The following is a 14,945-nucleotide window of genomic DNA, read 5'->3' on the forward strand; positions in this document are numbered from 1 at the left end:
AAATGCGCGCACTTGTAAATCTGAACTTTCCCTCGGAGGGGTAATGGATAACATCGAACAACGTGTCAAGAAGATCGTCGCTGAGCAACTGGGCGTCGCGGAAGCCGAGATCAAGAACGAAGCATCGTTCGTGAACGATCTGGGTGCTGACTCGCTCGACACGGTCGAACTGGTGATGGCGCTCGAAGACGAGTTCGGCATGGAAATCCCGGACGAAGAAGCAGAGAAGATCACGACGGTTCAGCAAGCGATCGACTACGCTCGCGCAAACGTCAAGGCATAAGCGCCTTTCGCGTTTGTCCGCAACGTCGCCGCGATCTTCGCGATTGACGCGCCATCCTGCCGGCATTCGCGCCGGACGGACTAACAGCCGCAGGGCTCGCAGGGCTGGTTCCTGGGGCCACTGTGGCTTTTGTTTTTGTCATCCAATGGAAAAGAGGTTACCGTGAGCCGCCGTCGTGTTGTCGTTACAGGCCTGGGGCTGATTTCGCCCGTTGGCAATAATGTTGCCGACGGCTGGGCCAATCTCGTCGCCGGCAAGTCCGGCATCGCCACCGTCACGAAGTTCGATCCGTCGAACCTCGCCGTGCATTTCGCGGGCGAGGTGAAGGGTTTCAGCGCCGAGGAGTACATCCCGGCGAAGGAAGCCCGCAACATGGACACGTTCATCCATTACGGCATCGCAGCCGGCGTCCAGGCAATCCGGGACAGCGGCCTCGAGGTGAACGAAGCCAATGCGGAGCGCATCGGCGTGCTGGTCGGCTCCGGCATCGGCGGCCTGCCGATGATCGAAGACACGCACCAGACCTACGTCGATCGCGGCGCACGCCGTATTTCGCCGTTCTTCGTGCCGGGTTCGATCATCAACATGATCTCGGGTCACCTGAGCATCATGTTCGGTCTGAAGGGCCCGAACCTCGCGGCCGTGACGGCCTGCACGACCGGCCTGCACAGCATCGGCCTCGCGGCACGCCTGATCCAGGCCGGCGACGCCGACGTGATGGTCGCGGGCGGCGCCGAATCGACGGTGTCGCCGCTGGGCATCGGCGGCTTCGCGGCCGCGCGGGCGCTGTCGACCCGCAACGACGATCCGGCCACCGCGTCCCGTCCGTGGGACAAGGACCGCGACGGCTTCGTGCTGGGCGAGGGTTCGGGCGTGATGGTGCTTGAAGAGTACGAGGCGGCGAAGGCACGCGGCGCGAAGATCTATGCGGAAGTCTCGGGCTTCGGCATGACGGGCGACGCGTACCACATGACCGCGCCGAACATGGACGGTCCGCGCCGCTGCATGGTCGCGGCCCTGCGCGACGCCGGCGTGAACCCGGACGAGGTCCAGTACCTGAACGCGCACGGCACGTCGACGCAGCTCGGTGACAAGAACGAGTCCGACGCGGTGAAGGCGGCATTCGGCGAGCACGCGTACAAGCTCGTCGTGAACTCGACGAAGTCGATGACGGGCCACCTGTTGGGTGGCGCGGGTGGTCTGGAGTCGGTGTTCACGGTGCTGGCGCTGCACAACAACGTGTCGCCGCCGACCATCAACATCTTCAACCAGGACCCCGAGTGCGATCTCGATTACTGCGCGAACACCGCGCGGGACATGAAGATCGACGTGGCCGTGAAGAACAACTTCGGCTTCGGTGGTACCAACGGCACGCTGGTGTTCAAGCGCGTCTGACGTCGAAATCGCTTGACGAGTCCAATCGATGCTCCGGCCGGGCGTCCGCAGCGCTTTGCGTTGCGGGCCTCGGCCGTGTCGTATGTCGTGCTGGCCGCGTTCGTTGCGGCGGCTGCCGCATCCGTGTACCTGTTCTGGGCGCCGCGGGCCGGTGCCGCCGCCGGCGCGTGCGTGTCCGCGGCGACGGCCGCGCTGCTTGCCGTGTGGGCCGCGCGGGCCTGTGCCCGTCGGCTGCCGGCCGAATTGCGGATCGATGCATTCGGGGAGATTGCGGCGTTTGGCCGCACCGGGCGCTTGCTGGCCCGCGGCCGCGTGACCGGCCATGCGCACTGGAGCAGCCTGCTGCTCGTGCTGTCGGTCGGGCAGGGCGCCCGGCGCGCCCGGCCGCTGCTGATTCCGGCCGATGCGCTCGACGCCGCGTCGTTCAGCGCGCTATCCGTGCTGGCGCGTACCGCGGGCACGGCGGCGCGGGCATGACGGCGGCTTGGTTACCTACCGTAACCAGCGGCCGGCGCCGGAACGCTACAATAACGCTCCGCGTTGCATCCCTAGTTAACGGATTTGTCAGGTGAGTGAAAAAGAAATCGATCAGGCTCTGGTCGAGCGCGTACAGAAAGGCGACAAGGCGGCGTTCGAACTCCTGGTCTCCAAATACCACCGCAAGATCATTCGGCTGATCTCGCGCCTCGTGCGGGATCCCGCCGAGGTCGAGGATGTGGCCCAGGATGCGTTCATCAAGGCGTATCGTGCGTTGCCGCAGTTCCGCGGCGAGTCGGCGTTCTACACGTGGTTGTACCGGATTGCCGTCAATACGGCGAAGAACTACCTTGCGACGCAGGGCCGCCGGGCACCGACCTCCACGGAGGCCGATGCCGAGGAAGCGGAAACTTTCTCCGACGCAGACCAACTAAGGGATATCAACACGCCTGAGTCGATGTTGATGAGCAAGCAGATTGCCGAGACGGTCAACGCTGCAATGGCCGTCCTGCCCGAAGAGTTGCGCCAGGCGATTACGCTGCGCGAGATCGAGGGCCTGAGCTACGAAGAGATCGCGGAAATGATGGATTGTCCGATCGGGACGGTCCGCTCGCGGATCTTCCGGGCGCGCGAGGCAATCGCTGCTAAATTGCGTCCGCTGCTCGATACGCCTGAAGGCAAGCGCTGGTAAGCGCGACGGGTGTAACGGCGCGGTCAGGGTCTAGTTACGGATAGAGTCGTGAATTCACGACGGGGTGTGTGCAAGATGGGGAGCATCATGGGGTCGGTCAATAAGCAGTCGCAAGCGTACTCGCGCGGCGAGCGCCTTTCCGCTCTGGTCGACGGTGAGCTGTTCGACGGCCCGGATCACGGGCAGTTTCTGGCTGAGCTCGATCGTGCGGATCGCGCGACGTGGGCCCACTACCACCTGATCGGCGATGCGCTGCGCTCGGACGAGCTCGCGCTGTCGCCCGCGCTGAGCGTCGCGTTCACCGCGCGCATGTCCGCCGCGCTCGAAAGCGAGCCGCATCTGCTCGCACCGGCCGCCGCGCCGGTCGCGCGCAAGCTGCTGTCGCTGCGCCGCCGTGTCGTGCCCGCTTTCGCGGTGGCCGCCGCGGCCGCCACGCTCACGTGGATCGTCGTTCCGCAACTGCAGACGGCCGGTGCGCCCGGCGCCGTCCAGGTCGCGTCGGCAGGCGCGCCGCAGAGCGGCAACCTGCAGCGCGTGACGGTTGCACAGGCATCGGCACAGCCGGGCCTGCAGGACGTCAACATCATCCGCGACGCAAGTCTCGACCAATACCTTGAAGCGCACCAGCAATTCGCGCAGCAGCCCGTCGTCACAGGCTCGATGCCGCTGATCCGCGCTGCCGTGACCACCACGCCAGGCCAATAAACTCGATGCGGACATTGCAGTTGAATCACGCCATCTCCGGATGGAAGCGGCTGCCGGCCCTCCTGCTTTGCGCAGCCGCCCTGTTGTCCGTTCAATCCCTTCCTGCCAGCGCCCAGCAACCGGACGATCCCGTCGCGACCCGCAAGGGTGCGGCGGAGTGGCTCGACCGCATCCAGCAGGCGGCGCAGCAGCAGAGCTACGAGGGCACGTTCGTCTACCAGCGCGGCGCGTATGTCCAGTCGTCGCGCATCGCGCACGTGGCGTCCCGCGACGGCGAGTTCGAGCGGATCGAAACGCTCGACGGCAAGCCGCGCAAGGTGCTGCGGCATAACGACGAGCTGTACACGTTCGTGCCGGAGCGCAAGCTGTGCGTGGTCGAGCGCCGCCAGACGCGTGATTCGTTTCCTTCGCTGCTCGGCGCGGGCGGCGACCACGTGATGTCCGTCTACGACGCGAAGCTGCTCGGCAAGGACCGCGTGGCGGGGCTCGACGCGCAAGTCGTCGAACTCGTGCCGAAGGATGCGTACCGCTTCACGTACAAGCTGTGGGCCGATGCCCGGACGGGCCTGCTGCTGCGTTCGCAGACGCTCGACGCGACCGATCACGTGCTCGAGCAGATCGCGTTCTCGCAAGTCCAGACGGGCGGCACGTCCGGCGACAAGGCCGCGATCGCGGCCGGCATGCGCAATTTGAGCGGCTGGACGGTCGTTCGCCCGCCGGTCGCGACGGTCGACATGGAAGCGCAGGGCTGGCAGATCGCGCCGAACGTCGCCGGCTTCCGGAAGATTCGCGAGGTGCGCCGCCCGATGGCCGCGCGCGACGCCGGCGATCCGCCGATTCCGGTCGACCAGGCCGTCTTCACCGACGGGCTCGCGACGATCTCCGTCTTCATCGAGCCGGCCGAAAAGAACACGCGCAAGGAAGGCGCGGGCAGCACCGGTGCGACCCACGTTCTCGTGAAGCGTCGCGGCGACTACTGGATCACCGTGCTCGGCGAAGTGCCGCCGGCCACGTTGCAGCAGTTCGCGGCTGCCATAGAATACAAGGCTTCCAAGTAACGCTACGGCTTCCGACATGACGAAACTCACGCTGCGCAACGTGTTCGCGGCGGCGGTGCTGTGTGCCTGCCTGCCCCTCATCCCGCATACCGCGGTGGCGGCCACGCCGCCCGCCGCCAGCCTTCCCGACTTCGCCGATCTGGTCGAAAAGGTCGGGCCGGCCGTCGTGAACATCCGGACTACCGCGAACGTGCCGATTCCCGGCCCGCGCGGTGCGCTGCCGCCGGGCTTCGACAACGGCGACATGTCGGAATTCTTCCGGCGCTTCTTCGGCATTCCGCTGCCGCAGGCGCCCGGCAATGGTGGCGGCAACGGCAATCCGAAGAACGCGCCGGCGCCGGACAATCCGCCCGACGCCGAGCAGAACCGCGGCGTCGGTTCGGGCTTCATCGTGTCGGCGGACGGCTACGTGATGACGAACGCGCACGTCGTCGACGATGCGGACACCATCTACGTGACGCTGACCGACAAGCGCGAATTCAAGGCGAAGCTGATCGGCGTCGACGACCGCACGGACGTCGCCGTGGTCAAGATCCAGGCGTCGAACCTGCCGGTCGTCGCGATCGGCGATTCGAACAAGGTACGTGTCGGCGAGTGGGTCGTCGCGATCGGTTCGCCGTTCGGCCTCGACAACACCGTGACGGCCGGCATCGTGAGCTCGAAGAGCCGCAACACGGGCGACTACCTGCCGTTCATCCAGACCGACGTCGCGGTGAACCCCGGTAACTCGGGCGGCCCGCTGATCAACATGCAGGGCGAGGTGATCGGCATCAACTCGCAGATCTACAGCCGCACCGGCGGTTTCATGGGCATTTCGTTCGCGATCCCGATCGACGAGGCAATGCGCGTGGCCGACCAGCTGAAGGCGACCGGCAAGGTCACGCGCGGCCGCATCGCGGTGGCGATCGGCGAGGTGACGAAGGACGTGGCCGACTCGATCGGGCTGCCGAAGGCGGAGGGCGCGCTCGTCAGCAGCGTCGAGCCGGGCGGTCCGGCCGACAAGGCGGGCATCCAGCCGGGCGACATCATCCTGAAGTTCAATGGCCGGCCGGTCGAGACGGCGTCGGATCTGCCGCGCATGGTCGGCGACACGAAGCCGGGCACGAAGGCGACCGTCAGCGTATGGCGCAAGGGTCAGGCGCGCGATCTGCCGATCACGATCGCCGAAACGCCGGCAGAGACCACGGCGAAGGCCGAGCAGCGCAAGAACACGCCGCAGAAGCCGCGCCAGGCCAATTCGCTCGGCTTGACGGTCAGCGACATTCCGGCGGAGCAGATGAAGTCGCTGAAGCTGAAGAACGGCGTGCAGATCGACGCCGTCGACGGCCCGGCCGCCCGTGCGGGCCTGCAGCGCGGCGACATCGTGCTGCGCGTCGGCGACACCGACATCACGAGCGCGAAGCAGTTCGCGGAAGTGACCGCGCAGCTCGATTCGCAGAAGGCGGTCGCGGTGCTCGTGCGGCGCGGCGACAACACGCAGTTCGTGCCGGTGCGCCCGCGCCCGACCCAGAAGTAACGCGCCGATGTTCACGCTCTACGGCCGCGGCTGGTGCCACCTGTGCGACGACATGCGCGACGCGCTGGCGCCGGTGGCGGCCGAATCCGGCATCGAGGTCCGTTACGTGGACATCGATGCCGATCCGGCGCTCGTTGCCCGCTACGACGAGGACGTGCCCGTGCTGCTGCTGGACGGCGCGGAAGTGTGTCGCCACCGGTTCGACGAGGCGAGGGTGCGCGGCGCACTCGCGGCGCGGCGCTGAACCGACTCCGGGCTCCGGCCGGCCGCCCCGCGCGCGGGGCTTTCGTCGGCGGGCCCTTACCACAAAGGCTCCAGCGGGGTGCCCCGGGCCGGGGCGTCCCAAATTACCGCCCGGCAAAGGCCTTTTCGGCTAAAATAAGCCGTTTTTTCACCGACTTACACAAGGCGTGCTCCGCAGTCGTCGAGCGCGCCTTTTTCGCTTGATCGGCACTGAATGGATCATATTCGCAATTTCTCGATCATCGCGCACATCGACCATGGCAAGTCGACGCTCGCGGATCGCATCATCCAGGTATGCGGCGGTCTCGCCGACCGTGAAATGGAGGCGCAAGTGCTCGACTCGATGGATATCGAGCGCGAGCGCGGCATCACGATCAAGGCGCAGACGGCGGCACTGTCCTATCGCGCCCGCGACGGCAAGGTTTACAACCTCAACCTGATCGATACGCCCGGGCACGTCGACTTCTCGTACGAGGTCAGCCGTTCGCTGTCCGCGTGCGAAGGCGCGCTGCTCGTGGTCGACGCGAGCCAGGGTGTCGAGGCGCAGACGGTCGCGAACTGCTACACGGCGATCGAGCTCGGCGTCGAGGTCGTGCCGGTGCTGAACAAGATCGACCTGCCGGCCGCGAACCCCGAGAACGCGATCGAGGAGATCGAGGACGTGATCGGCATCGATGCGACCGACGCGACGCGCTGCAGCGCTAAGACGGGCCTCGGCGTCGAGGACGTGCTCGAGTCGCTGATTGCAAAGGTGCCGCCGCCGAAGGGCGATCCGGCCGCGCCGCTGCAGGCGCTCATCATCGATTCCTGGTTCGACAACTACGTCGGCGTCGTGATGCTCGTGCGCATCGTCAACGGCACGCTGCGCCCGAAGGAAAAGATCAAGATGATGGCGACCGGCGCGCAGTATCCGGTCGAGCACGTCGGCGTGTTCACGCCGAAGTCGCGCAATCTCGAATCGCTGTCGGCCGGGCAGGTGGGCTTCATCATCGCCGGCATCAAGGAGCTGACGGCCGCGAAGGTCGGCGATACGGTCACGCATGTGGCGAAGGCCGCCAGCGAGCCGCTGCCGGGCTTCAAGGAAGTGAAGCCGCAGGTGTTCGCGGGGCTGTATCCGGTCGAAGCGAACCAGTACGATGCGCTGCGCGAATCGCTCGAGAAGCTGAAGCTCAACGACGCATCGCTGCAGTACGAGCCGGAAGTGTCGCAGGCGCTCGGCTTCGGTTTCCGCTGCGGCTTCCTCGGGCTGCTGCACATGGAAATCGTGCAGGAGCGGCTCGAGCGCGAGTTCGACATGGATCTCATCACGACCGCGCCGACGGTCGTCTACGAGGTTGTGCAAAGCGATGGCTCGACGATCATGGTCGAGAACCCGGCGAAGATGCCGGAACCCGGCCGCATCGCCGAAGTTCGCGAGCCGATCGTCACCGTGAACCTGTACATGCCGCAGGATTACGTCGGCTCCGTGATCACGCTGTGCGAGCAGAAGCGCGGCTCGCAGATCAACATGCAGTATCACGGCCGCCAGGTGCAGCTCACGTACGAGATCCCGATGGCCGAGATCGTGCTCGACTTCTTCGATCGCCTGAAGTCGGTGTCGCGCGGCTATGCGTCGATGGACTACGAGTTCAAGGAATACCGTTCGTCGGACGTCGTGAAGGTCGACATGCTGATCAACGGCGACAAGGTCGATGCGCTGTCGATCATCGTGCACCGGTCGCAGTCGCAGTATCGCGGCCGCGAAGTCGCCGCGAAGATGCGCGAGATCATTCCGCGCCAGATGTACGACGTGGCGATCCAGGCCGCGATCGGCGCGCATATCGTCGCCCGCGAGAACATCAAGGCGCTCCGCAAGAACGTGCTGGCGAAGTGCTACGGCGGCGACATCACGCGGAAGAAGAAACTGCTCGAGAAGCAGAAAGAAGGCAAGAAGCGCATGAAGCAGGTGGGTTCGGTCGAGATCCCGCAGGAAGCGTTCCTCGCGATCTTGCGCGTCGAAGACAAATAACAGGACTGTTCCTTTTATGAATTTTGCGCTGATTCTTTTTGTGCTCGTCGTCGTGACGGGCGTAGCGTGGGTGTTGGACAAACTGGTGTTCCTGCCGCGGCGACGCAAGGCGGCCGACGTGGCGATCGAAGAGTTCGATCGCCAGCAGTCGCGCATCGACAAGCGTTTCGCGGACGAAAACGCGGTGCAGACGCGTTCGAAGCTGCGCGACGAAAAGCTGCGCCAGCCGTGGTGGCTCGAGTACACCGCGAGCTTCTTCCCGGTGATCCTGGCCGTGTTCGTCGTGCGGTCGTTCATCGTCGAGCCGTTCAAGATTCCTTCGGGCTCGATGGTGCCGACGCTGCTGGTCGGCGACTTCATCCTCGTCAACAAGTTCGAATACGGCCTGCGCCTGCCGATCACGAACACGAAGATCACGCAAGGCAGCCCGCTGTCGCGCGGCGACGTCGTCGTGTTCCGCTATCCGAAGGACGAGTCGGTCGATTACATCAAGCGCGTGATCGGCCTGCCGGGCGACACGGTCGCCTATCAGGACAAGCAGCTGACGATCAACGGCCAAGCGGTGCCCGAAGCGCCGCTGCCGGATTTCTTCGACGACGAACGCCAGAACTACGCGAAGCAGTTCGAGGAAACGATCGGCACGAAGAAGAATGCGATCCTCAACAATCCCGCCGTGCCGCCGTTCGTGATGGGCGCCTACGACTATCCGTATCGCGACAATTGCACGTACAACAGCCGCGGCGTGATCTGCAAGGTGCCGCCGGGTCACTACTTCATGATGGGCGACAACCGCGACAACAGCGCGGACAGCCGCTACTGGGGTTTCGTGCCGGACAACAACATCGTCGGCCGCGCGTTCTTCATCTGGATGAACTTCGGCGACCTGAAGCGGATCGGTTCCTTCAACTGATCGCGTTCGACTCGCATCCAACATGCAATACGTGACGCACGGGCCGCGTCGCGTATTGCCGGACTACTTTAAGAACCGGCGGTAACACCGCTCCGTCACGCCTTTTCGCGTCCGGCCGTGCCGTTTCGGCCCGACCGGCGCCCGCGTTATACTCCTGCACATGCCCCCATCCCAGTTGGAAAGCCGGCTGCGCTACGAATTTCGCAATGCGGAATTGTTGCGCCAGGCTTTGACCCACCGCAGTCACAGTGCCACGCATAACGAACGGCTCGAGTTTCTCGGCGATTCCGTTCTGAATTGCGCGGTGGCCGCCCTTTTGTTCCAGCGTTTCAGCAAGCTGGACGAAGGCGACCTGTCGCGCGTGCGCGCCAATCTCGTCAAGCAGCAGTCGCTGTATGAAATCGCTCAGGCCCTGAATATCTCCGAAGGGTTGCGGCTGGGCGAGGGCGAGCTGCGCAGCGGCGGCTTCCGCCGCCCGTCGATCCTCGCGGACGCGTTCGAAGCCATCATCGGGGCCGTATTCCTCGATGGCGGCTTCGAAGCCGCCCAAGGGGTCATCAAGCGCCTCTATATCCCGATTCTCGACCACATCGATCCGCGCACGCTCGGCAAGGACGCGAAGACGCTGCTGCAGGAGTACCTGCAGGGGCACAAGATCGCGCTGCCGACCTACACGGTCGTCGCGACGCATGGTGCGGCGCACAATCAGCAGTTCGAGGTCGAATGCACGGTGCCGAAGCTCGACGTGAAGGTGTCGGGCTCCGGCGCGAGCCGGCGGGCAGCGGAGCAGGCTGCCGCGAAGAAGGCGCTCGACGAGGTGCTGGCGGCCGCGCCGATGCTGGCCGCGAAGCCGAAGCGTTCGAAGAACGCACGCGGATCGAAGCACGTCGAGCCCGAAATCGTGCCGGGCGTGAAGGGTGTGCAGGAAGCGCTCGACCTGCGTTCTCCGGAGCGCAAGGAGCGGGCGGCGGCGCGCGATGCGAAGGCGGCCGCGGCTGCGGTTGCAGCGACCGACGCCGACGCTCCGCCGAGCGAGCGACCGACGCCGACGCCGATGGCCGCGATTCGCGCGGCGCATGTGGAAACGGCCGCGGACAAGGCTGACCGTGCCGCGAAGCCGACGGCCGACAAACCTGCCGAAAAGGCGTCCGACAAGCCGTCGGATCGCGGCGAAACCGGCGCGCGCGCGGCGGACAAGCCGGCCGAGCGTGCCGACAAGCCCGCGGAAAGCGCAGGCGCACCACGTGCAGCCGACAAGCCGGCGGGCCAGGCGGCCGATCTGGCCGTGTCGTCCACGGACAAGCCGGCTGCCGGCTCCGATGCCGCCACGCGCGCGACGCTGCGCGCCCGCGACGGCGCGGTGCCCGATGCCGACACGCCGCCGGGCGGCGCGACCCTCGCCGCCGCGCAGGCGCGCGCGGCGGATGCCGACCACTGAATTGCCCACCGATCGTGCCGCGCGCCGCGCGGCCGGTTCAGAACCTGTCTCCCAAACGATATGAACACTCCCGCTCCTACCGGTTTCCGTTGCGGCATGATCGCGATCGTGGGCCGCCCGAACGTCGGCAAGTCGACGTTGATGAACGCACTCGTCGGCCAGAAGATCAGCATCACGTCGCGCAAGGCGCAAACGACCCGCCACCGCATCACCGGCATCAACACGTTCGACGACGCGCAATTCGTGTTCGTCGATACGCCGGGCTTCCAGACCCGTCACAGCACTGCGCTGAACCGCTCGCTGAACCGCGCGGTCACGTCGACGCTCACGTCGGTCGACGTGATCCTGTTCGTGATCGAGGCCGGCCGCTTCGGGCCCGACGACCAGAAGGTGCTCGACCTGATTCCGCCCGGCATGCCGACGCTGCTGATCGCGAACAAGATCGACCGCGTGACCGACAAGGCGACGCTGTTCCCGTTCATGCAGCAGATGAGCGGGCTGCGCGAATTCACCGAACTCGTGCCGCTGTCGGCGCAGCGGCCGGAAGACATCAAGCGCCTGCTCGACACGATCAAGCCGTACCTGCCGGAAGGCGAGCCGATCTACGGCGAGGACGAGCTGACCGATCGCAGCTCGCGCTTCCTCGCGGCCGAAATCCTGCGCGAGAAGGTGTTCCGCTGGACCGGCGACGAACTGCCGTACACGAGCACCGTGCTGATCGACAAGTTCGAGGAGGAAGGGCGCCTGAAGCGCATCTTCGCTACGATCCTCGTCGAGCGCGATTCGCACAAGGCGATGGTGATCGGCAAGAAGGGCGAGAAGCTCAAGCAGATCAGCACCGAGGCGCGGATGGACATGGAGAGGCTGTTCGACGGCCCCGTGTATCTCGAGACCTTCGTGAAGGTGAAGAGCGGCTGGGCCGACAACGAGGCGGGGCTGCGCGCCTATGGGTACGAATGACGCGCCGACGTCGACCGAAGACGCGGTGACCGCCGGCGCGAACGACGCGCCGCTGCCGGCACCGCCTGAACCGCCGCGTCGCAAGGCGCGGCGCGCGACGTCTCGCACGTCCGATTTCCGCGTCGCCGAGCAGCCGGCGTTCGTGCTGCACAGCTATCCGTACCGGGAAACGAGCCTGATCATCGACGTGCTCACGCGCGATCACGGCCGCCTCGCGCTCGTCGCGAAGGGCGCGAAGCGCCCGCACTCCGCGCTGCGCGGCGTGCTGCAGACGTTCCAGCCGCTGCTGCTGTCCTGGTCGGGCAAATCCGAAGTGCGCACGCTGACGGGCGCCGAGTGGGTGGGCGGGATGCTGCCGCTCGGCGGCGACGGGCTGTTGTGCGGCTTCTACGTGAACGAGCTGCTGGTGAAATTCTGTGCACGCGAGGATCCGCAGCCGCCGCTCTTCAATCATTACGTGCTGACCCTCACGCGCCTCGCGCACGGCGAACCCGCGGTGCAGGTGCTGCGCTCGTTCGAACGCGTGCTGCTGCGCGAGACCGGCTATGCGATGGCGCTGAACCGCACGGTCGCGCGCCGCGCGGTCGAAGCCGATCGCCGCTACGTGTTCGATCCCGAGCGCGGCGTGCGCAATGCCGACGACGACGTGCCGTCGCACTGGCCGGTGATTACCGGACAGACGTTGCTCGACATGGAGCAGGACGATTACCATCGAGCCCAGACGGTTGCGCAAAGCAAGATGCTGATGCGCTTTCTGCTGAACACCTATCTCGGCGGTACGCCGCTTGCCACGCGTCAGATCCTGATCGACCTGCAAAACCTATGAGCTTCTTCCTGACAACGCCCACCGCCATCGATCTCGGCGTGAACATCGACCACGTCGCGACGCTGCGCAACGCGCGCGGCACGGCCTATCCCGATCCGATCCGCGCGGCGCTCGCCGCCGAGGAGGCCGGTGCGGACGTGATCACGCTGCACCTGCGCGAGGACCGCCGCCACATCGTCGACGCCGACGTGCGCAAGCTGCGCCCGCTGCTGAAGACGCGCATGAACCTCGAATGCGCGGTGACGGCCGAGATGCTCGACATCGCGTGCGACGTGCGTCCCCACGACGCGTGCCTCGTGCCCGAGAAGCGCGAGGAGCTGACGACCGAAGGCGGCCTCGACGTCGCCGGCCGCTTCGAGGCCGTGCGTGCGGCCTGCAAGCAGCTCGCCGACGCCGGCGTGCGCGTGTCGCTGTTCATCGACCCGGACGAAACGCAGATCCGCGCCGCGCACGAAGCCGGTGCGCCGGTGGTCGAGCTGCATACGGGCCGCTACGCCGATGCGCACGACGAAGCCGAGCAGCAGCGCGAATACGAGCGCATCGTCGCGGGCGTGCAGGCCGGCGCGCGACTGGGCCTGAAGGTCAACGCGGGCCACGGCCTGCATTACACGAACGTGCAGCAGATCGCCGCGATCGACGGCATCGTCGAACTGAACATCGGCCACGCGATCGTCGCGCACGCGATCTTCGCGGGCTGGGACAACGCGGTGCGCGAGATGAAGGCGATCATGGTCGCCGCGCGTGTCGCCGCGCTGCACGGCGGCGCGCGCTGACGATGCATTCCCTCCGCACGCGCTTCGCTCGCCACCCGACATCGTCCGCGCATCACGGCGGGCGCTGACATGGCGATCTACGGTATCGGCACCGACATCGTCCAGGTGAGCCGCATCGCGGCCGTGCTCGAGCGCACGGGCGGCCGGTTTGCCGAGAAAGTGCTGGGCCCCGACGAGCTGCGCGTGTTCCATGCGCGCCGCGCGCGCTCCGAGGCGCGCGGCATCGCGTTCCTCGCGACGCGTTTTTCCGCGAAGGAAGCGTTCTCGAAGGCGATCGGGCTCGGCATGCACTGGCCGATGACCTGGCGCGCACTGCAGACCCTCAACCAGCGCAGTGGCGAACCGTACGTCGTCGCGTCGGGCGAGCTGGCCGACTGGCTCGCCGCGCGCGGCATCACGGCACGCGTGACGGTCAGCGACGAACGCGACTACGCGGTGTCGTTCGTGGTCGCCGAGACCGACGCCGCGCCGCCGCCTGCACCCGCACCTGTTTCCCGAACCACTTCCTGACGGACTTCCCGATTCGATGAAAACGACTCCCGGCCCGGTCATGCTCGACGTCGTCGGCACGGCCCTGTCGCGCGACGATGCGCGGCGCCTTGCCCATCCGAACACCGGCGGCGTGATCCTGTTCGCGCGGCATTTCCAGAACCGCGCGCAGCTGACCGCGCTGACCGATTCGATCCGCGCGGTGCGCGAGGACATCCTGATCGCCGTCGATCACGAGGGCGGCCGCGTGCAGCGGTTCCGTACCGACGGCTTCACGGTGCTGCCCGCGATGCGCCGCCTCGGCGAACTGTGGGACCGCGACGTGCTGCTCGCGACGAAGGTCGCCACCGCGGTCGGCTACATCCTGGCCGCCGAGCTGCGCGCGTGCGGGATCGACATGAGCTTCACGCCGGTGCTCGACCTCGATTACGGGCACTCGAAGGTGATCGGCGATCGCGCGTTCCATCGCGACCCGCGCGTCGTCACGCTGCTCGCGAAGAGCCTGAACCACGGGCTGTCGCTCGCGGGCATGGCGAACTGCGGCAAGCATTTCCCGGGGCACGGCTTCGCGGAAGCCGATTCGCACGTCGCGCTGCCGACCGACGACCGGCCGCTCGACGCGATCCTCAAGCAGGACGTCGCGCCGTACGACTGGCTCGGGTTGTCGCTGTCCGCCGTGATTCCCGCGCACGTGATCTACACGCAGGTCGACAAGCGGCCGGCCGGCTTCTCGCGCGTGTGGCTGCAGGACATCCTGCGCGGGCAGTTGGGCTTCACCGGCGCGATCTTCAGCGACGACCTGTCGATGGAGGCCGCACGCGAAGGCGGCACGCTCACGCAGGCGGCCGACGCGGCGCTCGCCGCCGGTTGCGACATGGTGCTCGTCTGCAACCAGCCGGAGGCGGCCGAGGTCGTGCTGAATGGTCTGAAGGCGCAGGCGTCGACCGAGTCGGTGCGACGCCTGAAGCGGATGCGCGCGCGCGGCAAGTCGCTCAAGTGGGACAAGCTGATCGTGCAGCCCGAGTATCTGCAGGCGCAGGCGCTGTTGAGCAGCGCACTGGCGTAAGCGGGGAAAGGCGGCGCGATGCCGCTCTCCCGTTGCCGAAAACGAAAAGCCGCGCAAATGCGCGGCTTTTTTCATCGGGACGTGAAGCGCGGGGCGCGATACGTCTT

16 protein-coding genes are annotated in these 14,945 nt (G+C 66.4%); all 16 read left to right on the forward strand.

Annotation, left to right across the window (positions count from 1 at the left end; genetic code table 11):
- Nucleotides 1-43: 43 nt before the first annotated feature.
- Nucleotides 44-283: an acyl carrier protein gene (gene acpP, locus ABIC50_RS02770; RefSeq protein ID WP_004197638.1), complete on the forward strand. Its 240-nt coding sequence runs from the start codon at nt 44-46 to the stop codon at nt 281-283.
- A 162-nt stretch (nt 284-445) separates the two neighbouring features.
- Entirely contained in the window at nt 446-1,678 is a 1,233-nt protein-coding gene (fabF, locus tag ABIC50_RS02775; RefSeq protein ID WP_105833447.1) for a beta-ketoacyl-ACP synthase II, read from the forward strand.
- A gap of 12 nt (nt 1,679-1,690) precedes the next feature.
- Nucleotides 1,691-2,155, forward strand: coding sequence for a protein YgfX (locus ABIC50_RS02780; protein WP_175678982.1), 465 nt, complete (start codon nt 1,691-1,693; stop codon nt 2,153-2,155).
- 91 nt (nt 2,156-2,246) lie between these two features.
- Nucleotides 2,247-2,846, forward strand: a complete 600-nt coding sequence (gene rpoE / locus ABIC50_RS02785) for an RNA polymerase sigma factor RpoE (RefSeq protein ID WP_006752490.1) — start codon at nt 2,247-2,249, stop codon at nt 2,844-2,846.
- A gap of 87 nt (nt 2,847-2,933) precedes the next feature.
- Nucleotides 2,934-3,551 (forward strand): sigma-E factor negative regulatory protein, encoded by a 618-nt coding sequence (locus tag ABIC50_RS02790; RefSeq protein WP_012363405.1) that lies wholly within the window; start codon nt 2,934-2,936, stop codon nt 3,549-3,551.
- A gap of 5 nt (nt 3,552-3,556) precedes the next feature.
- Entirely contained in the window at nt 3,557-4,609 is a 1,053-nt protein-coding gene (locus ABIC50_RS02795) for a MucB/RseB C-terminal domain-containing protein (protein WP_105833449.1), read from the forward strand.
- A 16-nt stretch (nt 4,610-4,625) separates the two neighbouring features.
- Complete coding sequence (locus ABIC50_RS02800) at nt 4,626-6,125, forward strand: DegQ family serine endoprotease (protein ID WP_105833450.1); 1,500 nt, start codon at nt 4,626-4,628, stop codon at nt 6,123-6,125.
- 7 nt (nt 6,126-6,132) lie between these two features.
- The gene (locus ABIC50_RS02805; protein WP_012363408.1) at nt 6,133-6,369 is read left to right on the forward strand and encodes a glutaredoxin family protein; all 237 of its coding nucleotides are present in this window, start codon (nt 6,133-6,135) and stop codon (nt 6,367-6,369) included.
- Nucleotides 6,370-6,582: 213 nt separating this feature from the next.
- Nucleotides 6,583-8,376 (forward strand): translation elongation factor 4, encoded by a 1,794-nt coding sequence (gene lepA, locus ABIC50_RS02810; protein ID WP_006759775.1) that lies wholly within the window; start codon nt 6,583-6,585, stop codon nt 8,374-8,376.
- 16 nt (nt 8,377-8,392) lie between these two features.
- Nucleotides 8,393-9,286: a signal peptidase I gene (gene lepB, locus ABIC50_RS02815; RefSeq protein WP_105833451.1), complete on the forward strand. Its 894-nt coding sequence runs from the start codon at nt 8,393-8,395 to the stop codon at nt 9,284-9,286.
- Nucleotides 9,287-9,446: 160 nt separating this feature from the next.
- Nucleotides 9,447-10,724, forward strand: coding sequence for a ribonuclease III (gene rnc / locus ABIC50_RS02820; protein ID WP_354161446.1), 1,278 nt, complete (start codon nt 9,447-9,449; stop codon nt 10,722-10,724).
- A 60-nt stretch (nt 10,725-10,784) separates the two neighbouring features.
- The gene (era, locus tag ABIC50_RS02825; protein ID WP_011656354.1) at nt 10,785-11,684 is read left to right on the forward strand and encodes a GTPase Era; all 900 of its coding nucleotides are present in this window, start codon (nt 10,785-10,787) and stop codon (nt 11,682-11,684) included.
- Nucleotides 11,671-12,510 carry a DNA repair protein RecO gene (recO, locus tag ABIC50_RS02830; RefSeq protein WP_354161449.1) on the forward strand — a complete coding sequence of 280 codons (840 nt, stop codon included), beginning with the start codon at nt 11,671-11,673 and terminating at the stop codon, nt 12,508-12,510. Before era ends, recO begins: the two co-directional genes overlap by 14 nt.
- On the forward strand, nt 12,507-13,283 hold the full coding sequence (gene pdxJ, locus ABIC50_RS02835) for a pyridoxine 5'-phosphate synthase (RefSeq protein WP_011656356.1): 777 nt from the start codon (nt 12,507-12,509) through the stop codon (nt 13,281-13,283). Before recO ends, pdxJ begins: the two co-directional genes overlap by 4 nt.
- Nucleotides 13,284-13,352: 69 nt before the next feature.
- Nucleotides 13,353-13,793: a holo-ACP synthase gene (gene acpS, locus ABIC50_RS02840; protein ID WP_354161452.1), complete on the forward strand. Its 441-nt coding sequence runs from the start codon at nt 13,353-13,355 to the stop codon at nt 13,791-13,793.
- A gap of 16 nt (nt 13,794-13,809) precedes the next feature.
- Nucleotides 13,810-14,838: a beta-N-acetylhexosaminidase gene (gene nagZ / locus ABIC50_RS02845; protein WP_175661044.1), complete on the forward strand. Its 1,029-nt coding sequence runs from the start codon at nt 13,810-13,812 to the stop codon at nt 14,836-14,838.
- Nucleotides 14,839-14,945 lie beyond the last annotated feature (107 nt).

The organism is Burkholderia sp. 567, from assembly GCF_040545115.1.
In the GTDB taxonomy this organism is placed as follows: Bacteria; Pseudomonadota; Gammaproteobacteria; order Burkholderiales; family Burkholderiaceae; genus Burkholderia; species Burkholderia ambifaria.